Annotated in this window: 18 protein-coding genes; 1 reads left to right on the plus strand and 17 read right to left on the minus strand. The window is 44.1% G+C overall.

Annotated features, from left to right (window positions below):
- The 9 genes from AC0NJP_RS06950 to AC0NJP_RS06990 all read right to left on the minus strand — a co-directional run bounded on the left by AC0NJP_RS06950 (position 1) and on the right by AC0NJP_RS06990 (position 11,399).
- Complete coding sequence (locus AC0NJP_RS06950; RefSeq protein ID WP_474699290.1) at positions 1 to 2,664, minus strand: ATP-binding protein; 2,664 nt, start codon at positions 2,662 to 2,664, stop codon at positions 1 to 3.
- A 90-nt stretch (positions 2,665 to 2,754) separates the two neighbouring features.
- A complete protein-coding gene (kdpC, locus tag AC0NJP_RS06955; RefSeq protein WP_474699291.1) occupies positions 2,755 to 3,342 on the minus strand; it encodes a potassium-transporting ATPase subunit KdpC in 588 nt (195 codons plus the stop codon).
- A gap of 20 nt (positions 3,343 to 3,362) precedes the next feature.
- Positions 3,363 to 5,393 carry a potassium-transporting ATPase subunit KdpB gene (gene kdpB / locus AC0NJP_RS06960; RefSeq protein ID WP_474699292.1) on the minus strand — a complete coding sequence of 677 codons (2,031 nt, stop codon included), beginning with the start codon at positions 5,391 to 5,393 and terminating at the stop codon, positions 3,363 to 3,365.
- 12 nt (positions 5,394 to 5,405) lie between these two features.
- Positions 5,406 to 7,109: a potassium-transporting ATPase subunit KdpA gene (gene kdpA / locus AC0NJP_RS06965; protein WP_474699293.1), complete on the minus strand. Its 1,704-nt coding sequence runs from the start codon at positions 7,107 to 7,109 to the stop codon at positions 5,406 to 5,408.
- 1 nt (position 7,110) lies between these two features.
- Positions 7,111 to 7,197: a K(+)-transporting ATPase subunit F gene (kdpF, locus tag AC0NJP_RS06970; RefSeq protein ID WP_474699389.1), complete on the minus strand. Its 87-nt coding sequence runs from the start codon at positions 7,195 to 7,197 to the stop codon at positions 7,111 to 7,113.
- Positions 7,198 to 7,421: 224 nt separating this feature from the next.
- A complete protein-coding gene (locus tag AC0NJP_RS06975; RefSeq protein WP_474699294.1) occupies positions 7,422 to 8,645 on the minus strand; it encodes an LCP family protein in 1,224 nt (407 codons plus the stop codon).
- Between the two features lie 92 nt (positions 8,646 to 8,737).
- Positions 8,738 to 9,439 (minus strand): MgtC/SapB family protein, encoded by a 702-nt coding sequence (locus tag AC0NJP_RS06980; protein WP_474037511.1) that lies wholly within the window; start codon positions 9,437 to 9,439, stop codon positions 8,738 to 8,740.
- Between the two features lie 59 nt (positions 9,440 to 9,498).
- On the minus strand, positions 9,499 to 10,440 hold the full coding sequence (locus AC0NJP_RS06985) for an AEC family transporter (protein ID WP_474699295.1): 942 nt from the start codon (positions 10,438 to 10,440) through the stop codon (positions 9,499 to 9,501).
- Positions 10,441 to 10,505: 65 nt separating this feature from the next.
- The gene (locus AC0NJP_RS06990; protein WP_474699296.1) at positions 10,506 to 11,399 is read right to left on the minus strand and encodes a LysR family transcriptional regulator; all 894 of its coding nucleotides are present in this window, start codon (positions 11,397 to 11,399) and stop codon (positions 10,506 to 10,508) included.
- A gap of 129 nt (positions 11,400 to 11,528) precedes the next feature.
- Between AC0NJP_RS06990 and AC0NJP_RS06995 the strand changes: the two genes are divergently transcribed.
- A complete protein-coding gene (locus AC0NJP_RS06995) occupies positions 11,529 to 12,434 on the plus strand; it encodes a DMT family transporter (protein WP_474699297.1) in 906 nt (301 codons plus the stop codon).
- Here AC0NJP_RS06995 and AC0NJP_RS07000 read toward each other — a convergent pair.
- The 8 genes from AC0NJP_RS07000 to AC0NJP_RS07035 form a co-directional block, all read right to left on the minus strand.
- Positions 12,431 to 13,141: a response regulator gene (locus AC0NJP_RS07000; RefSeq protein WP_474699298.1), complete on the minus strand. Its 711-nt coding sequence runs from the start codon at positions 13,139 to 13,141 to the stop codon at positions 12,431 to 12,433. The genes AC0NJP_RS06995 and AC0NJP_RS07000 overlap by 4 nt on opposite strands.
- Positions 13,142 to 13,470: 329 nt before the next feature.
- Positions 13,471 to 14,121 carry a hypothetical protein gene (locus AC0NJP_RS07005; protein WP_474699299.1) on the minus strand — a complete coding sequence of 217 codons (651 nt, stop codon included), beginning with the start codon at positions 14,119 to 14,121 and terminating at the stop codon, positions 13,471 to 13,473.
- 32 nt (positions 14,122 to 14,153) lie between these two features.
- Positions 14,154 to 14,747 carry a 30S ribosomal protein S4 gene (gene rpsD, locus AC0NJP_RS07010; RefSeq protein ID WP_474699300.1) on the minus strand — a complete coding sequence of 198 codons (594 nt, stop codon included), beginning with the start codon at positions 14,745 to 14,747 and terminating at the stop codon, positions 14,154 to 14,156.
- A 195-nt stretch (positions 14,748 to 14,942) separates the two neighbouring features.
- A complete protein-coding gene (locus AC0NJP_RS07015) occupies positions 14,943 to 15,278 on the minus strand; it encodes a hypothetical protein (RefSeq protein ID WP_474699301.1) in 336 nt (111 codons plus the stop codon).
- Positions 15,279 to 15,339: 61 nt separating this feature from the next.
- Positions 15,340 to 16,596 (minus strand): ABC transporter ATP-binding protein, encoded by a 1,257-nt coding sequence (locus AC0NJP_RS07020; RefSeq protein WP_474699302.1) that lies wholly within the window; start codon positions 16,594 to 16,596, stop codon positions 15,340 to 15,342.
- Positions 16,596 to 17,588: a FecCD family ABC transporter permease gene (locus AC0NJP_RS07025; RefSeq protein WP_474037500.1), complete on the minus strand. Its 993-nt coding sequence runs from the start codon at positions 17,586 to 17,588 to the stop codon at positions 16,596 to 16,598. The genes AC0NJP_RS07020 and AC0NJP_RS07025 overlap by 1 nt, the downstream gene beginning before the upstream one ends.
- Before the next feature lie 33 nt (positions 17,589 to 17,621).
- Positions 17,622 to 18,581, minus strand: coding sequence for an ABC transporter substrate-binding protein (locus AC0NJP_RS07030; protein ID WP_474699303.1), 960 nt, complete (start codon positions 18,579 to 18,581; stop codon positions 17,622 to 17,624).
- A gap of 21 nt (positions 18,582 to 18,602) precedes the next feature.
- A complete protein-coding gene (locus AC0NJP_RS07035; protein ID WP_474699304.1) occupies positions 18,603 to 19,331 on the minus strand; it encodes an energy transducer TonB in 729 nt (242 codons plus the stop codon).
- Positions 19,332 to 19,336 lie beyond the last annotated feature (5 nt).

Here is a 19,336-nt window from a genome sequence, read left to right on the forward strand (position 1 = left end):
TTATCCCTCCAACGACAAGGTGAAGACGAAGCGACTTCCCTTATCTAAGCGATTTACAACCCATATTTCGCCGCCATGGGCTTCGATAATGCCTTTGCAAATAGAAAGGCCAAGTCCCGTACCGGCAACACTTTTTTGCGCCTTGCCGCGATAAAACTTCGCAAAAACGTGTTCTAAATCTTCGATAGCAATGCCCTTACCGCTATCAGACACAGATACCAGCAATTTTTTATCATCTACTGCCGCGGTAATTTCAATCGGCTCATTGAGCGGTGAATATTTATTCGCATTATCAACTAGGTTAACAAGTACTTGTTCTAGTAGTACACTATCACCGCGAAATAGCGGAATATCCGGTTCAAGCTGAATCACAATCTCTCGTTCTTGCAAATTTTCATCTAGTCTTTGCAAAGCAGCGCCGATAATATCCTGTATATCGCACCAATCTTTTTTTACTTTCATTGTACCGCTTTCCAACCGAGCCGTATCGAGTAAATTGTTAATAATTCGTTCCATCCGCATGGCGCCTGATTTAATATTATTTTGTAATTCCTCTTGAATTTCAGCGGAGAGAGAAATGGTTCGATCAAGCAGCGTTGAGACTGAGCCAAGAATAGTAGCTAATGGAGTTTTAAGCTCATGCGAAATAGAATTTAATAAAGCCATGCTCAAGCGTTCCGATTCGGCTAGCAGCGCCGCTTTCTGTTCTTCCGCTGCCAATTGTACCCGTTCAATGGCGATAGCGGCCATCGCTCCCCAAGCGTCGATCAAACGCCGCTGTTCTGGCGTAATATTTTTTTCTACCACATGAATGCCTAGAACGCCGAGAGTGCGGCCGCGTGTCCGTAGGGGCAAATACAGAAATGTAGCTGATGGTAACGTTTCCGTGGATCTTCCCGCCAATTGACCATGCTCAAAGGCCCACAGAGCCACGCCTGTTTCACTGGACATATTTTCTATGGTTTCATTCAGCCCAGCCTGTGAAACAATTTCCAGCTGTCCCTTCGCATTGGGCAAAAATACAATAACGCCTCGCTCCAAGGCTTCAGCGGCTGTCACGGCCAGGCGACGAATAATCGCCTCTAGATCTACTAAGGCAGCGACTTCACGACTAAATTCATAGAGTACGCGAATCCGCCGTTCCTGTTGCTCGGCAAAACGCGCTTCATTACGAAGTTTTTCCGTCTGTCCGCCAGCAATAAAAGCAACACAAAGGAAAATAATAAAAGTCCAGATATAGCGAATATCAAGAACATTAAAACTGAAAATAGGCGGCACAAACAAAAAATCAAAAACCACAACCGTACAGGCCGCCGTACAATATGATGGACCTCGCCCCCACCAAGCGGCGCTTAGTAGTACAGGAAGCAAGTACAGCATCGCTACATTCACTAAATCGAGCTGCGGCATAAACCAGCAAAATACAGTGTTGATGAGCATCATGAGAATACCGCCGCTATAGTATCGCCAAGAAAAGCTTTGCTTCTTTTTCAAGGTTTCCACTTTAGGAACATACTCTAACGATTTTTTGCCTTGAATCACATGGATCTGAATGCCGGCACTCTGGCGAATAAGCTGGTCTACAACGGCACCGCCGCGAAGCCATTCCCAAAAACGATTTTTCAGAGGCTTGCCAATTACAATATGAGTAATATTTTCCTGATGGGCGAATGCAAGCATCGTTTCCACCATATCGCGTCCCGATACCGATATCACTTTGCCGCCTAGTTCTTCTGCTAAATGAAGGTTTTGACGCAGACGCTCGCGATCTTGATCGCCTAGTGTCGGGTTATGGGCTGTCTCAATATGCAGCGCGTACCAATCTGATTTCATCGCTGCGGCCATGCGTTTGGCCACACGGATCAAATGAGCCGAAAAAGGGCTGGCGCTGACACAGACAAGCACCTTTTCCCCTGCTGGCCAAGGACCTTCGATCGCATGATCCTGCATATACTCACTCAGCTGCTGATCGACGCGATGCGCCGTAAACCGCAGCGCCATTTCCCTGAGAGCATTAATATTGCCGGGACGAAAAAAACTCTGGAGCGCTCTTTCAGCCTGTCCCGGTAAATAAATCTTGCCTTCTTTGAGCCGCTTCAACAAATCATCAGGCGGAATATCAATGAGTTGAACTTGATCAGCATTTTCCAAAATAGAATCAGGAACAGTCTCTCTGATTTTAACTTCCGTAATATGTTCCACAATATCATTTAAACTTTCGATATGTTGAATATTTAGTGTCGTATAAACATGAATGCCTGCAGCTAACAATTCCTCCACATCTTGAAAGCGACGCACATGACGAGAGCCAGGCACATTTGTATGAGCCAGTTCATCGACTAAAACAAGCTCCGGTTTCCGCTGTAAAATCGCATCAAGATTCATTTCTTGCAGTATTTTACCGCGATATTCTATTGACTGCGGCTCAAGGCGTGGCAAGCCAGAAAGCATGGCCTCCGTTTCTTGGCGGCCATGGGTTTCAATCCAGCCAATAACGATATCAGTCCCTTCACGCAGCCGTTCTTGAGCGCTTTCGAGCATCGCATAAGTTTTACCTACCCCAGCAGCAGCCCCTAAGAAAACAGTAAGCTTGCCGCGTTTTTCCTTACTCGCTTTTTTTAACAACGCTTCGGGATCGCGTCGTATATCATAATGGTTGCCCACAAAAATCCTCCCTCACCTATATAAATAAATTTTTTTATATATAGGAAGAGCAGTTACCGAAAAGTTCGATAACTGCCTAGCATCTGTTTATTATGGATAGTTTGACGAGACTCCGTCAAGCGCTACATTTAAATTCAATACATTCACCTTGTTGACTTTAAATCCGCCAAGATGAGGCGCTTCAATTTGTTTATTTATAATACTTTTCACCGTATCTTCAGAAATTCCTCTTGCCGCGGCAATACGCGCTGCCTGCAAATAAGCGTTTTCTAGTGAAATATCAGGATCAAGACCGCTTGCCGATGCCATAACCGCATCAGCCGGAATTTTCACATCATCAGCCAAGTGATTCTCTGTTCTAAAATCAGCGGCTTTTACGGCAATTCCTTTGATTAATTTTCCACTGGTAGGCCCTAAATTGCTTGCCGACGAATTGGCGGCATCATAGCCATCATCCCCGGCGGCCGATGGCCGACCGTGAAAATATTCGGGCTTAGTAAAATTTTGACCAATTAAAGAAGATCCGATCAGCTTACCATCTTTGGCAAGGAAAGAACCATTGGCTTGCGTGGGAAATAAAGCCTGTGCAGCCCCGGTAATCAGCAAGGGATAGCCAACTCCCGTAATGAGTGTAAGCACAATCAACAGCAGCAAAGCGTTCGCAAATTGCTTAACCATACAAATAACCTCCTTCTCCTTTAGACAAGACCGAATAAAACGAGCAGCATATCAATCGCCTTTATGCCCACAAAGGGAACAATCAAACCGCCAAAGCCATAGAGTAGTAAGTTTTTCTTGAGTATCGCGCTAGCTCCTAACGGTTCATATTTTACGCCCCGCAAGGCCAGCGGAATCAATACCACAATAATCAAGGCATTGAATATAACAGCACTCAAGATCGCGCTCTGCGGCGTAGCAAGCTGCATAATATTTAAAATACCAAGCACAGGATAGGCGCTCATAAACATAGCAGGAATAATAGCAAAATATTTTGCTACGTCATTAGCGATGCTGAAAGTTGTGAGCGCACCGCGCGTCATTAAGAGCTGCTTGCCGATTTCCACCACTTCAATGAGTTTTGTCGGATTGCTGTCAAGGTCAACCATATTCCCTGCTTCCTTAGCCGCCTGGGTTCCGCTGTTCATGGCAACTCCCACATCAGCTTGCGCCAGAGCCGGGGCATCATTCGTGCCATCGCCCGTCATAGCGACAAGCATTCCTTTTTCCTGATATTCACGAATTAATTGTAATTTATTTTCTGGTGTAGCTTCTGCCAGAAAATCATCGACTCCCGCCTCGGCGGCAATGGCTGCAGCAGTTAGAGGATTATCGCCTGTAATCATTACTGTTTTAATGCCCATTTTCCGCAGTTCAGTAAAGCGCTCTTTCATGCCGCCTTTTACAACATCCTTTAAGTAGATCGTACCAAGGACACGCGACTTTTCCGCTACCACCAAGGGCGTCCCGCCACTTTTGGCAACTCTGGCGCAATCCGCTTGGACTTGCTCCGGAAAAAGGCCGCCAAGACCTTCCACATAACGGCGAATCGCATCCATGGCCCCTTTACGAATCTTCGCATCGCCAAAATCCACCCCGCTCATGCGAGTTTGTGCTGTAAAGGTAATAAATAGAGCCTGCAGCTGTTCCATATCCCGTTCGCGAATGTTATAAAGCTGCTTGGCCAGAACAACAATGCTGCGGCCTTCCGGCGTCTCATCAGCCAACGAAGATAACTGCGCGGCATCAGCCAATTCTTCTGATTCAATGCCTGGCGCGGCAATAAACTCGGCGGCCATACGATTTCCCAGGGTAATTGTTCCGGTTTTATCAAGAAGCAGGGCGTCAATATCGCCCGCCGCCTCTACGGCCCGACCAGACATGGCCAGCACATTGTGTTGCAGCAAGCGATCCATACCGGCGATGCCGATGGCACTGAGTAACCCGCCAATGGTCGTCGGAATTAGGCAAACTAGTAGCGCAATCAATACAATCACAGAGATCGTCGTCGATGAGTAGATGGCAAAGGGTTCAATCGTCGCTACAGCAATCAAAAATACGATAGAAAGTCCCACAAGCAAAATCGTCAAGGCAATTTCATTGGGCGTTTTCTGGCGCTTCGCCCCTTCCACCAGACCAATCATGCGATCGAGAAAGGTTTCGCCGGGATTTGCTGTAATACGAATCTTGAGCCAGTCTGACAGCAATTTCGTCCCGCCTGTGACTGAAGATTTATCGCCGCCTGATTCGCGAATGACTGGCGCTGATTCGCCAGTTACAGCACTTTCATCGACAGAGGCAATTCCTTCAATGACTTCCCCATCGCTAGGAATAATATCACCTGGTTCGACAAGTACAAGATCGCCTTTTTGTAGTAGCGCCGCCGAAATAAGTTCGACCTTGTCACCGCAAAATCGTTTAGCCTTCGTATCAGTCCTGGTCTTCCGCAGCGCCTGCGCCTGAGCTTTCCCCCGGCCCTCGGCAAGCGCTTCGGCGAAGTTGGCAAAAAGCACGGTAAACCAAAGCCATAAAGCAATTTGCCCTTCAAAGCGAATATCATTAAGACCACCGCCGAGTATATCGCGCCCCAGCATCGCTGTCGTCATTAGGGAGCCAATCATTACGATAAACATGACAGGATTTTTCACCTGCAACCGTGGGGCAAGTTTGGCAAAGGCTTGCCCTATGGCGGTAAACACCATGGCTTGATTGACTTTTAATTTATTATCCATAGGAATGCCTCCTTAATATAGCTGCCCTTGCAGCATTAATAAATGCTCAACAATTGGGCCTAACGCTAAAGCCGGAAAAAAGGTGAGTGCGCCGACAATCAAAATGACGGCAAATAAGAGTAGTACAAAAAGCCAGCCATGGGTCTGAAAGGTACCTGGCCCTACAGGCGATACTTTCTTGGCAGCCAGACTGCCAGAAATAGCCAGAATGGGAAAGATTACGCCGAAACGGCCTAGCAGCATAGCCGCCGCTAACGTTAAATTATAAAAGGGACTATTGGCGTTAAGTCCGGCAAAGGCGCTGCCATTATTGGCTGATGCTGAGGCATAGGCATAAAGGATTTCGCTGAGTCCATGGGGACCGTTATTATTAATGGCCCCAGTTCCTACATCCAGAACTGACGAAGTGGCGCTGCCCAGCAAAATGCAAATGGAAGGAATCAGCACAGCCAACACAGCCATCTTCATCTCAGGCGCTTCAATCTTTTTCCCGAGGTATTCCGGCGTCCGCCCAACCATAAGCCCCACGATAAATACTGCGAGAATCACAAAGGACATGATACCGTAAAACCCAGCGCCGACACCGCCTAAAACCACTTCGCCCAGCATAAGCTGTATCATGGGAATCATACCGCCAAGCGGCGTAAAACTATCCAGCATAGCATTCACGGCTCCGCACGAAGCGGCTGTCGTAATCGCCGTAAAGAGAACAGATCCGCCTAAACCAAAGCGAACTTCTTTACCTTCCATATTGTTTGGCGCGGCCACGCCCAAATTAGCAATATTAGGATTGCCATACAACTCGCTCGTATAGAGGACACCAAGAAATAAGAGAAACAGCAGCAGCATCGCCGCTAAAATGGCTTTCCCTTGCCGAAAATCGCCGACCATTCGGCCAAAAGCAAGGACAAGGCTAGCGGGAATCAAAAAGATTGCCAGCATTTGCAGAAAATTAGTAAGAGCTGTGGGATTCTCAAAGGGATGAGCTGAGTTAGCATTAAAAAAGCCACCGCCGTTTGTCCCGAGCAGTTTAATGGCCTCCTGCGATGCTACAGGACCCATGGCAATCGTTTGCGCACCGCCTTCGACCGTAGTTACCGTCACATAAGGTGAAAAGTTTTGAATCACGCCTTGTTGAACAAACACAATCGATAACAGAATGGATACAGGCAACAGAATCCACAAAGTGCCGCGAACCATATCCACCCAGTAGTTTCCGATCTTGTCCGTTGTCTTGCGGATCAGGCCGCGAATCAGTGTCATGGCCACAGCAAGTCCCGTAGCAGCAGAAAGGAAATTATGCGCCGTCAAAGCTGTCATCTGCGTAAAATAGCTCATCGTTGACTCGCCGCCATAGGCTTGCCAGTTCGTATTCGTAATAAAGCTAACAGCCGTATTTAGCGCCAAATCCCACGACAAGTTACTTTGCTGCGCCGGATTGAGCGGCAAAACTTCTTGCACTAATTCGGTGATAAAAATAGCCAAAAAGCTAAGTAAATGAAACCATAGCAACGCTTTGCCATATTCTTTCCAATTCATTTCCTGCGCCGGATCAATCGCCGCCGCTTTATAAATCAGCCTTTCTATTGGCCTGCAAAACCAATCGAGAAAAGTGGGCTTGTCGGTAAATACTTTTGTAATATAAAGACTGAATGGCACTGCTAGTAACAGCAGTACAACTATATAGCTTGCAAACAAAAGCACATCGCTGTTCATATTAAAATTCCTCCGGTTTTAGTAAGACGTATACAAGATAAACAAGCAATCCTATAGTCACAATCCCGCTCAATAAATAATCCCCCATATTACTGCCTCCTTTAGATCTGCTTCCTTATCTCGACCTATTTTTTAGTGATTCATTCCTTGTATTTAGCTTAGCATCGGCCATATAAAAAAGGGCTAAAACTTCCCAGTAAACCCATAAAGAAAACATAAAAAGGGCTGTTTCACTAAGCAAAAAACTCGCTTAATGAAACAGCCCTTAAACTGCTTACTAGCAGTTCATCTGGCTTTGCTATGCTATTCAAGTTACTTACTAGCAGTTTTTTCTTCACTGCCGCTTTTCGTCCCGGTCTCACCCGTTCCTGTCTCACTCGTCTCCGGCGACTGACTAGCGGAAGTTTTACCATTCAAATTACTTGATGCTACCTTAGCCCCGCTGACTTTCTCTTTAGCCTTTTCGTCAGATGCTTTCTTGGTTGTTGCCGTAGCCTGTTGTTGCACGCTTCTTTTTACAACGGCCGGAGTATCAGCCACTTTGATTTCCTTGGGCACGGACTGGCTATACTCAGCCGCTTCCTTTTCCATGGCCTGACGATATTTTTCATCCATAGGAATTCCTTGAATCTGCGCGATTTTAGTCCAAAGGCCTTTAATATCAGGCAGCCAGTAGCTCACATCTTGTATCCATAGCGGCGTTCCTTCTACCCAGACCGTTTCCAAACCAGATTTTGCGGCCTGATCCACGATCGGAGCCAACTTGACCATTTCGCCTAGCGACATATCCGTGCGGACTGCCTTAGAAAATTCTTTCACAAGTTCGGGTAGCCGCGTAATAATCTGAGGATTGGTAAATTCCTGCATGACCGCTTTTAAAAACTTTTGTTGTCTGGCAACCCGGCCAATATCGCCTTCTTCATCGCGATACCGCACATACTCAATGGCTGTCCTACCAGTCAAATGCTGTACGCCTGGCTGTAAATTAATGTAGAGCCCGCCGTTGTCATCATAGGGATCGGAATAGTGCATTGCTTTTTCTACATCAATCGTAACTCCGCCGATGGCATCAATCATACGAACAAAACCATTAAAATTAATCGTAACCGTATGATCAATTGGAATTCCTAGTAAGCCTTCGACAGCCGCTTTGGAAAGCTTCACACCGCCAAACGCATAGGCATGATTCATTTTGTCCCAGCCGTGTCCGGGAATTTTGACTCTTGAATCACGGGGAATGGAAAGCATGGTAACTTTCTTTTGATCCTTATCAATTGTCACGACAAAGGCTGTATCAGAACGTCCGACATCATCATCACGTTCATCAACACCAAGCACTAAAATATTGACTTTTCCAGTGCCTAAGTCTGGCACCACTCGCGTTATAACAGACTGACCTGTATCATCTGCCAAAAAATAAGCAGCGCCGACGCCAACAACAAAAGCTAAAAGAAAAAACGAAATCACAAACAACCAGTTTCGTTTCCGTTTTGATTTTCGTTTTGCTAAACGACCTTCCGGTATATCTTGCGCCATAAAAGCATCTCCCTAACTGCTATTCTTCTCATATCTGCTATTATATGACTCTCTCGGGCTTCTGGCAATGGAAAAGAAAGAAGGCAAACCCATTAAACTCGCTCATTGGCAATCACCTTCCAGGAAACGGCGGTAACACCCGCCTCTAAACAAATATGACTGACGATTTTCTCTACAGCATGATCGGTTCGACCCACCATACTTAATAAGTGAGCGGTTACGACGACACGTACTTGGTCATCTACATTTTCGCTTTTCAACGCATGAAGCATTAAAGTTTCTTCATTAATCTCCTGTAACAGCAAAATCCTCACTTGCGCTTCAAATTCCCGGCGACACGTCACATCAATGCGATACTCCAGTTCTTCCTCGGTTTCGCTATGCGGCGTTTTGTTAACACGTTGCGCTAACGGCCTGAGCAGCGTATTCGCCAGAAGAATAAAGCCAGCGCCAACTACTGCTTCCAGCAAAAAACCAGCGCCAGTCATTGTGCCGATGGCTGCCGAACACCATAAGGTAGCTGCCGTATTTAAGCCGCGAATATTGAGTCCATCGCGCATAATCACGCCAGCGCCAAGAAAACCAATCCCTGATACGACCTGCGCCGCAATTCGACTAGGACTGGAATCATTGACGGTCATCACGGACAGCATCACAAATAAGGCTGATCCTGTGGCTACAAGCGTATTGGTTCTAAGCCCAGCCATTCGCTGCCGCCACTGTCTTTCCATACCAATAAAAGCTCCTAAAAAGAATGCTAGAGCAATGCGCAGTACAAAATCGAATAAAGTCATGGTACATCCCTCCTTCTAAACAACGAAACACTCTCTCAACAGTGGAAAATGTTTTGTTCCTAAAAACTCGTTAGATAAGATACCAAAGGTAAAGTAACCAAACAAAGAATTGTCGAAATCATAATAGCGCCTACGGCCCCTGCTTCATCAGACTGATTCACTCGCGCAAACATAGCAATAGCGGCCATACAAGGCATGCCCGCTAGAGTCGTAATAAAAGTAATAATTTCGGGCTGCACTCGAAAAACCCGTAGAGCATAAAAAATAATGAGCGGAAGTACGATCATTTTTGTGACAACAATGGCATAATATTCAAATTTCACGAGAAATTTTCGCACATTACAAGAACAAAAAGTACCGCCAATATAAATGAGCGATAAAGGCGTTGTAGCATCGCCCACTACGCCGAGCGCCTTATTTAGCGTTACAGGCAACTTCCAATCCATGAGAATAAACAAAATGGCCAACACGATTCCTACCATAGCAGGATTTGCTATATTTTTCAGATTCGCTGCGAAGGAACTTTGTTCGAGTCGCTTTTCTGGCAATGTCAAATAAAAGCCAATCGTCCATAGAAACAGCTGATCAATAATACTAAACAAGGCCATATATAACATGCCGCGTTCCGGCAAAATGCCAAGAATCAAGGGAATTCCAATAAAGCCTACATTGCCAAACATAGCTGAAGCCTGAAAAACCCGTCCATAATTTCCGTGTAATGAAAATAGCCGTTTTAACAAAACACCGTTGGATAAAAGCAGGACATACATAAACACGGTCGCCAAAATCACTTCCGCCAAACAAGAAAACATGTCAGCGCGCGTCGCTCCATTGATGGATTTATGAAAAATCATGACAGGCAAAATCAGCCGCATAATCAGCTTTGATAAATCGCCCAGATATTGCTCCGTTAATGCCTTTGTCTTGACGCCGATAATGCCTAACGTCACCATAACGCTAAACATTTCTAACTGCGTTAATACAAGATAAAACGATTCCATAATTCTGCTCCTTTAAAAAAGCCCCTAAAACCAGCTATATATTTTTCAAATGATGCAATACCGGCTTACAGAGTTTCAACTATTTTCTTGGCTAGAACCCCTAAAAAAGCTTGAAGTGCTGGCGAAAGCCACTTATCCTTATGGTAAGCAACCTGAATGACCGTATCAAATTCTTCTCCAGTCCAATGTAAATCAACTAACGCTCCTGATGCTAATTCTGTTTCGACAGCTACGCGAGGCAAGAAGGCAATTCCTAAACCACTAACAGCACATTGCGCCATCGCCGCCACACTGCCGATTTCTAATATGGTTTCAGGCTCAATCTGTTCTCGATCTAGTATCTCTTCCAGTATAATCCGGTAACTGCATCCAGGTTCCGCTAATATAATGGTTTGACCAGTCAAATCAACTGCCATAAGCCCTTTCCGAGAAGCAAAAGAATGATGATTTGCTGCGACAGCTACAATCGGCTCAGGCAGCAATGTATCAGTTATCAAACTCGGATGAGTTTGTTCCCGCTGAAAAAATAGCGCTATATCAATAAAATTATTTTTAAGCATATATGTAAAATCTGTATAAGATCCCATTTTCAATACCATTTTTACTTGCGGATAACGCTGACCATACTCTTGCAACACTTTCGGCAAACGGGTCGCACAAAGTGATTCCGGCACACCTATCGTAATTTTTCCGCTCACTACACGAGAACTTGCTAGCGCTGCCTTGGCCTCTGCCGCTAAAGAGACTACCTGCTGTGCATAGGGGTAAAAACAATTGCCTTGGTCTGTTAGAACCACTTGTTTTCCTAAGCGATCAAACAGCTTAGTATCTAATTCTCGTTCTAACAGCTGAATTTGCGTAGTAATAGTCGACTGTGCATATCCCAATACCTCAGCGGCATGAGAAAAATTAGCAGTTTTAGCCACTGTTAAAAACGCATATAACTGCCGAAATTCCATAGAGTACGCCACCTATCATAAAAATGAATTGTCACTATTAAAAGGTTCAATTTCACAAAGATATTTTTTTCATGATATCATCTTTTATAGAAACTTGCACTACCTATGAACCTACTGGGAGGATAGATTATGTTAAAAAATAAGAATCTAGGCATCTATTTATCGCTTATTAGTGTTGCCTTTTTATGGGGCACATCTTTTGCCATATCCAAAATAGGGCTTTATGAATTAACCCCCTTAAATTTAGCAGGCCTGCGATTTCTTGTTGCAGCCATTTTATTCTCCTTGATTTTGCTGCTAAAAAAAGCAAGGGTTCACAAAAAAGATATCCCGCAACTCATTGTCATGGGATTTATGGCCATTACCTCTTATTTTTATATTCAATACACAGGTCTACTTTATACAACATCCATTAATGCTTCACTGCTACTAGCAACAAGTCCGGTATGGACCACTATAGCCAGCGGGATTTTACAGCAAGAACAAATCAATCGTAATACCGTTGGCGGAATTCTCGTTGCTTTTTTCGGTGTAAGCCTGGTTATCAGCAAAGGAAACTTCTTGACATTATTTGCTTCCGAAACAATTTTAGGCGATGTACTGATGCTACTAAATGCAACAGTCTGGGCCATCTTTACTCTCTATGGCAAGAGAATTATGACAAAATATTCCCCCTTTACCGCCGTCGCTTATATCACGATTTTTGGCGCCATCATGCTATTACCAGTTGTTTGTATTCCAAATCCCCTTAACCCCATATCCTTATTCGATCAAATCGCTCATATCAGTATGCAAACCGTCGCGGCTTTGCTCTATCTCGCAGTCTTTTGCTCGGTTTACGCTTATTATAGCTGGTATCACGGTATTGAAGTAATCGGCGCAATTCGTACCGCTTCATTCTACTATACGAGCCCCTTATTTGCCTTGGCTGCAGGCGTCTGGCTGCTAAAAGAAACCATAAGTCCCCTTGTTATCGTCGGCGGAATTGCCGTCATTGCCGGAGTATACATCACCAATAAAAACCGAACGAATTAGGAAGGTAAAGAACCCTCGTCCATCATACCTTCGCGCAAAGTATAGGCAATCAGTGTAACTCGGTTCGGTAAGTGCAGCTTATTGAGAATTTCTCTAACGTGATATTTCACCGTAACCTCCTTCAGCTCAAGTCGATCGCCAATTTGCCGATAAGTCATTCCTTGCGTAAGCAACTGCAATACTTCTCTTTGCCGCTCTGAGAGTTCTCTTGCTGGCTTTTCTGTTACCGGTTCATCAGCTGACTTTTCTTTTTCATATGCATTACTGTCTTCACGAAACGCTTCCTGATAATGACTAAATTTATAAAGCAGCCGCTCGGCTAAGCGCGGTGCTAGCGGCATTTCCCCTGCAGCCAGCCTTGACAATTGTTGCAGAAAACTTTCAGGCTCCATATCTTTTAGTAAATACCCCTCAGCTCCTGCCTGGACTGCTGCTAAAAGGTTATCCTCATCCTCAAAAGCAGTTAACATAACAATCTTAGCCTGAGGATACTCCTTCTTAATCATGCTCGTAGCCTCTATTCCGTCACAATCTTTCATTTGAATATCCATCAACACGATATCGATCTCCGTCTGATGCATTTCATACTGCAATAAGGCCTCAGCACCACTGCAGGCTGTTTCTACAACTTTAATTCCGTTAGAGGTTAAAAAATGCTTCATTCCCTCCATCATCAATGCATGGTCATCGACGAGTAATGCGTTCAAAGGTATCACCTTGCCTTCCCTATTTTACTGCATAGACTCTGAGCTGCTAACAGCACTTTTAGGCTGAATCTGACTCCCATCATCATATGTACCGAATCTTCTACTTAATTATTATTATACAATGAAAATTTGTGATAAATATTTCAAATCACAAAACTCCGCAGAATATGTAATATAAATTCGCTTAGCACTTAGCTCACGATTTCAGAAGCCGCTAAAATTCTTTTCTAAAAATAACAAGCAGAATTCCGGTCAATTAATAAATTTCTGACCGAAATTCTGCTTGTTTACGCTTTATCTAGTAAAGTCTCTTCTTATTTCATTTAAAATTAAATGATGCAGCCAATTTTATTATTTAAAATTTTAACAAAGGTTTTACGAAGGAAAATATCAGAATAAAAATTCTCACATAGCTCGGTTAGCTGTTTAGGGGTTAGACCGATATCTTCTTCCAGTACTTCCGGAAACTCTTGTTCTGCTAAAATAGACTGCGCAATTTCTTGCGTATTCATAAACAATCCAATATGTAAAATTGTCTTATCTCCGTACCAACTTTCATTAAAGCGCTGGCAAAAACATTGCAGCGCTTTACGACAATCGACCTCATCTAGTGCCCAGAAGCTAACTAACTCTTCTACCATAGAACTCATAGCCGCAGCATCTTCTCTTGAGAGTTTTTCAATAGAATCTAACAATTCCTGAGTAGAAGCAACGGGAATCAATAACTTTTCATTTTCTTCATGTATCATAAAATAAAAAGCCATTGGTAAATACATGTATAGCAGAAAACCTAGTAATGATTTGCTGTCAGGATAGCACGCCCAGTTATTGTCTAAGACACTCCTCGGATAATCAACCAAAGTCGTATTCACAAATAACACTTGCCGCGGATCAGCGCTGTCATCAAAATGGCTTTGCCATACATCTTTTTTTCTGGCTAAAGTCCCCTCCCAATAATAGGGACTATTGTATTTGCACATCTTCCCACCTCGCAAGGGCTAATTATCCATACTCAGCGCGAATACAATTCAATAATATGAATTTCTTCCACCTCAATTGGCAATTCTTCCCGCTGAGGCAAGCGAAGCAGTGTTCCACTAAATTCATTCATGTTTTTCTCAATATAAGGCAAGTTAAAGGATTGGAGATCGCGAAAATTGCTGACAAACATTTCGTTAGTACGAGACTTTTCCTGTAAGCTGATAACGTCACCAACTGCCACCGCATAAGAAGGAATATCAACTTTTTTACCATTAACGCGAATATGACCATGATTCACCATCTGGCGAGCTTGGCGTATAGAATTGGCAAAGCCAATACGATAAACCAGATTATCAAGGCGGCATTCCAATGCTTTTAATAAAGCGTGTCCACTAATATCCCGACCATTTATAGCTTTTTTCACATATCGAACAAACTGTTTTTCCAATACGCCATAATAAGCTTTCAGTTTTTGTTTCTCTAATAACTGCATTCCATAGTTCGAAAGCTTTTTATTATTTCGCTTGCCTGCTGTTTCAAGACGATTGAGCGCCTTAGGATGCCCAAAAATATTTACGCCAAAACGACGGCAAAGCTTAAATCTTGGTTCTCTATAAGTTGCCAAATAAAATCATTCCTTTCGCAAAAGTTCATTACTTTTAAGTAGTGAACCAAAGTAATTTATGCACTTTAATAAGCATAACATAATTGATAATGATTTTCAATATCAATAAAGTAGACTGATTTTACTTTCAAAAAACTCTCCTGTTCCAGCTTTTAGACCGAATCAGGAGAGTTTCACGAATACAATTTTTATAATTTATCCCACACAAACAGGCTCACTGGCAACGTCCTCAGGACAACCGTGACTTGGGCCAATAGAAGCGATTTCAGAAATATTCACTCGCACCCGATCCCCCGCTGCATACAAAACCGGAGTAATAATTTCCAAATCAGCATTATCGCGAACAATCATGGCATCACAAGTTAAGTCAACCGTAATAAATTCATTTTGATTTTCTACCGTGACCTCGATATTCACAGGTTCATCGTGATGACGATTTTTTATAATCTGCCCCTGTAATACGACTCGATCTGTCAACACAATATTTACCGTTCCCACACAATCAATAATATTTTCTTGTTTATAGTTCATAATCACACTGCTCCTTCTTTTTTAAATAGGAACCTCCTTTACATACTATTGTGATCACCAACTAAAAGTGATTAATTTCTTTCCCACGAATCGAAGCAATCAATTCCGCTTTATGATATAGCAAGGTCGTTGGCCGCGCACACAGCTTATCAAACAGTTGCTTGCCTTCGCCGCCGCTATAATCCTTTTCTTCCATGGGCGTATCATTGACAATGAGCAGTGCCTGCGCCCAAAAACAAGCTTTTAGATTTTCTAGATTCTGCTTGCCAATGCAAATATCCGCCAAGATCACCACATCTGCTGCTAAAACTTTTTGTTTGTTTTGTTCAGCCATCTCTGAATCAATAGGGGAAAATGGCGGTATAGTAAGACAATCAATGTGAAAGGCTTGTGATACTTCGGCATCCGTATCTCCCTCATGGAGAACCCCGCTGCTAATAGAAAAACCGGCTTCATATAAGGCTCGAATAATTTCCGCTGCAGCACCGCCGCCGCCAATCACATGAACCGTTTTTTTGTTCCGCTTCGCTGGCGCCGCATAAGTGTGAATATCGAGATGACCTGTAATCTTATTTTTAAACACCGCAGAGTGAATACCGTAAGTAGCCTCTAGATTATGTGCATTAATAACCGTCTCAGGAACTCCATCAGCAATGATCTCGCCTTTTTCCATAAGCAGCATTCTCGAACAATACTTAGCCGCGAGCTTCAAATCATGCGCCACAAGCAGAATCGTCTTACCTTGCTGGCAAAGCCTTTGACAATAATGAAATAATTCTTCCTGATATAATAAATCCAGATTTGCTGTCGGCTCATCAAGAAAAATTAACGGAGTTTCCTGAGCTAATGCTTTCGCAAATAAGACGCGCTGTCGTTCTCCGCCTGACAGGGATTGCATCGGTTGATCGGAAAATTGCCTCACGCCCATAAACTCCATATATTTTTCGGCAATCTCATGATCTTGCTTGCCTTCGTTCTGCCACCAAGCGAGATAGGGATACCGTCCGGTTAAAACAATTTGTTTTACAGTAAAACCAAAGCCCAAATGGAGCTCTTGCTGCATATAGGCAATAGAAGCAGCAAGTTTTTTTTCCGATAAACTTTCAATTGCACTGTCGAAAAGCAGAATCTCGCCAGCTTGCATTTTGTAAAATCGGCGAAGCGTTCGAAGCAAAGTACTTTTTCCGGCGCCGTTTGGTCCAACAATGGCAATAAATTCTCCTGGTGAAACGGCAAAAGAAATCTTTGATAAAATAGCTTTTCCCGCTAGCGCTACCGATACATCGCGGACTTGTAGAACTCTTTCCCCTTGATTCATTATAAAAGCCCGCCTTTCTTTTGGGTCTGACGCAAAAGATACAAAAAGTAAGGTGCGCCTAAGAGAGCGGTCATAATGCCAACACGAATTTCTATCGGCGGAATGATAACTCGCCCTAGTGTATCACAAAAAATCAAGAAAAAGGCCCCCGCTAGCGCCGATGCCGGTAGAAGAACACGATGTTCCGCCCCCAATAAAAGACGCATAATGTGAGGCACAACCAGCCCGACAAACCCGATATTTCCGCTCACACAAACAGCAGCCGCTGTCGTAAACGCAGCAGTAAACAGAAAGAAAAGCCGCAGCTTCGCCACAGAAACGCCGACAGAACGGGCTTCATCATCACCTAATACCAAAAGATTTAAATGTCGCGCCATCAGGCATAAGACGCCGATTCCTAATAAAATCGGTCCTACCGCTAAATAGACGTGCTCCCAGCGTCGATAATCCAAACCGCCAACCATCCAAAAAAGAAATTCTCTTAGCCGATACTCGTTCATAAACGTCAAAATGCCTGAGGTAAAGGCGCTGAGAAAAATACTTACAGCAACTCCCGACAAGAGCAGCACCATAACGGAAGTTCTACCTTCACGAAAAGCTAAAAATACAATGATACTGACAGTTAAGAGCGCTCCTGCCAAAGCGAATAAGGGCATGTAAAATAAACTTACGCCAGTCAGTCCCAAGGCTACCGCAATGACAGCACCTAAAGAAGCGCCTGCTGATACGCCAAGCATACCGGGATCTGCCAAGGGATTGCCAAAGACACCTTGTAGTACTGCACCGGATACAGCTAACGCAGCCCCAACTAAACCGGCCAGCAGAGTTCGAGGCAAACGAATATAAAATAAAACGGAGCTTTGCTCGGTTGTCAAATGAAACAAAGAGGCGAAAGAGACATCAATTTGTCCACTTATTAAAGATATTATAAAAGCGATTCCTAATAAGAAGATAAGGCCAATAAACAAACAACAAGTTTTTCTCCGATTCATAGTTTCTCCCTTCGCCTGACCATCTTGGTGCTGCTAAATCGAATCTTGTTTAGCCGGATAAGCCGCTTTAAAAATGCCACGAATTCCATCTATTACATACTGTGACGAAGTAAATAAATAGCGATCTGGCACCTGTTCTAACCGATGATTTTTAATCGCAGCAATGGGTTGCAGCGCTGGATCATTCTCGAGTTCAGAGCGATATTGATTCACATCCCATTTTCCTGAAAAGTTCCAGTTAGGCAGCAAAATAAAGTCAGGATTCGCTTTAACCATACTTTCCTTAGATAAAGAATCATTCTTACCAAGACCAATTCGTGTCGCACCATTTTGAACACCAGCCAAGCGGCACATATCATCAAATAAGCTCCCTTGTCCGCCTGATGTCCCCATAATTGAACCCCAAATAACGACTTGCCGCTGATTTTCCGGTATAGCAGCAACAATTCCTTGAATTTTTTCTATATCCCGATCCATTTTCCCCGTAATTTCCTGACCTTTTTCCGGTTCCTGCACTGCTGCGGCAATATTTTGAATGGAGGCTTTTACCTCAGCAACAGAATCAGGCGTATGATACACATAAAGCGGAACATGAAGCTCCCGCATCGTCTGAATCAAATCGGGACGCATCCAGTCCGCAATAATGACTAAATCAGGCTGCAACGCTAAGATCGTTTCTGCCGTAGCATCTTTAATTTTTACGGAAACATTTTTTGCTGCGCCGCTTACATTGGAAATCTCAGGATCATCAGACAAGTAAGTCAAAGCAGCAATTTTATCAGAGCTAACAAGACTCGTTAAAATCTCATCGGTGCCTAAGGTAAGCGAAACAATTCGCTTTGGTTTATGCTGGAGAGTTAGAACATATCCAGTACTATCCGTTATGGAATAAGAGCCCGCTGTATTTTGCGATTCAACGGCAGGCGCTTTGCCACAGCCCACAGATAAAACAATTAAGCAAATCAGCAATATATAATAGAAAGCACGCTGCAACGTAATCCCCTTCTTTCGGCTTTAATGGAGGCTAAATCTTACAGGCAGCGATGTCGTACAAACAACCGGTTCACCACTGCCGCGATCATAGGAAGGAGTAAAGCGCCAACGCCATACAGCGGCCACCGCCGCTTCATCAAGCTCCTCATGGCCGCTTGATGCCGACACAGTGACATCGCCTGGCGAGCCGTCAGTCATAATCTTAATTCTTAAGATTACAGTTCCTTCCACACCTTGTCTTCTTAGATTTTCGGGATAACGCGGCAAAACCCTTTCTAAAACGCCTGGCCGACTATAGCCGCCTCCGCTACCAGTTCCTCTGCTCGCACTAGCTGTTTCGGAACTACCAGTTCCCTGACTCACCGTACTCTGTACTTCGCCAGCTCCACTTCCACTGCTGCCAGACGCTCCGGCGACAGTTCCTTCAGTTGATAACACGGATAGAGAACCAGTCGCCGCTACAGTAGGTGCATCATTAGCGGCAGGCGCAGAAGAGGCTATGTTGTTTGGCAGCGCGGTCGTCGTTACCGTCGCTTGAGTCGCTGACTGCACATCGCCTGCGGCCGCATTAGAAGCAGCAGGATAAAACTCCTGCTCAAAGGGAGCATCCGTTAAAACAAGTTCTACATAACTTTCTTCCGGTTCCTTGCCTTCCGTCAAGGGAGAAAAATAACCGATTCCCAGTACTATGACAGCATGAATAATAAGCGAAAGACCAAAAGCCTTTTGCCAGCGCTTCTTCTGTCTCATAGCAG

This window comes from Pelorhabdus sp. sgz311002 (assembly GCF_056134285.1).

Coding starts and splice junctions, on each gene's coding strand:
- AC0NJP_RS06990 (WP_474699296.1), bottom strand. CDS start 11,399: ATGGAATTTCGGCAGTTATATGCGTTTTTAACAGTGGCTAAAACTGCT.
- kdpF (WP_474699389.1), bottom strand. CDS start 7,197: ATGGGGGATTATTTATTGAGCGGGATTGTGACTATAGGATTGCTTGTT.
- AC0NJP_RS06995 (WP_474699297.1), top strand. CDS start 11,529: ATGTTAAAAAATAAGAATCTAGGCATCTATTTATCGCTTATTAGTGTT.
- kdpA (WP_474699293.1), bottom strand. CDS start 7,109: ATGAACAGCGATGTGCTTTTGTTTGCAAGCTATATAGTTGTACTGCTG.
- AC0NJP_RS07015 (WP_474699301.1), bottom strand. CDS start 15,278: ATGAACTATAAACAAGAAAATATTATTGATTGTGTGGGAACGGTAAAT.
- AC0NJP_RS07025 (WP_474037500.1), bottom strand. CDS start 17,588: ATGAATCGGAGAAAAACTTGTTGTTTGTTTATTGGCCTTATCTTCTTA.
- AC0NJP_RS07005 (WP_474699299.1), bottom strand. CDS start 14,121: ATGTGCAAATACAATAGTCCCTATTATTGGGAGGGGACTTTAGCCAGA.
- AC0NJP_RS07035 (WP_474699304.1), bottom strand. CDS start 19,331: ATGAGACAGAAGAAGCGCTGGCAAAAGGCTTTTGGTCTTTCGCTTATT.
- kdpC (WP_474699291.1), bottom strand. CDS start 3,342: ATGGTTAAGCAATTTGCGAACGCTTTGCTGCTGTTGATTGTGCTTACA.
- AC0NJP_RS06980 (WP_474037511.1), bottom strand. CDS start 9,439: ATGACTTTATTCGATTTTGTACTGCGCATTGCTCTAGCATTCTTTTTA.
- kdpB (WP_474699292.1), bottom strand. CDS start 5,393: ATGGATAATAAATTAAAAGTCAATCAAGCCATGGTGTTTACCGCCATA.
- AC0NJP_RS06985 (WP_474699295.1), bottom strand. CDS start 10,440: ATGGAATCGTTTTATCTTGTATTAACGCAGTTAGAAATGTTTAGCGTT.
- AC0NJP_RS07020 (WP_474699302.1), bottom strand. CDS start 16,596: ATGAATCAAGGGGAAAGAGTTCTACAAGTCCGCGATGTATCGGTAGCG.
- AC0NJP_RS06975 (WP_474699294.1), bottom strand. CDS start 8,645: ATGGCGCAAGATATACCGGAAGGTCGTTTAGCAAAACGAAAATCAAAA.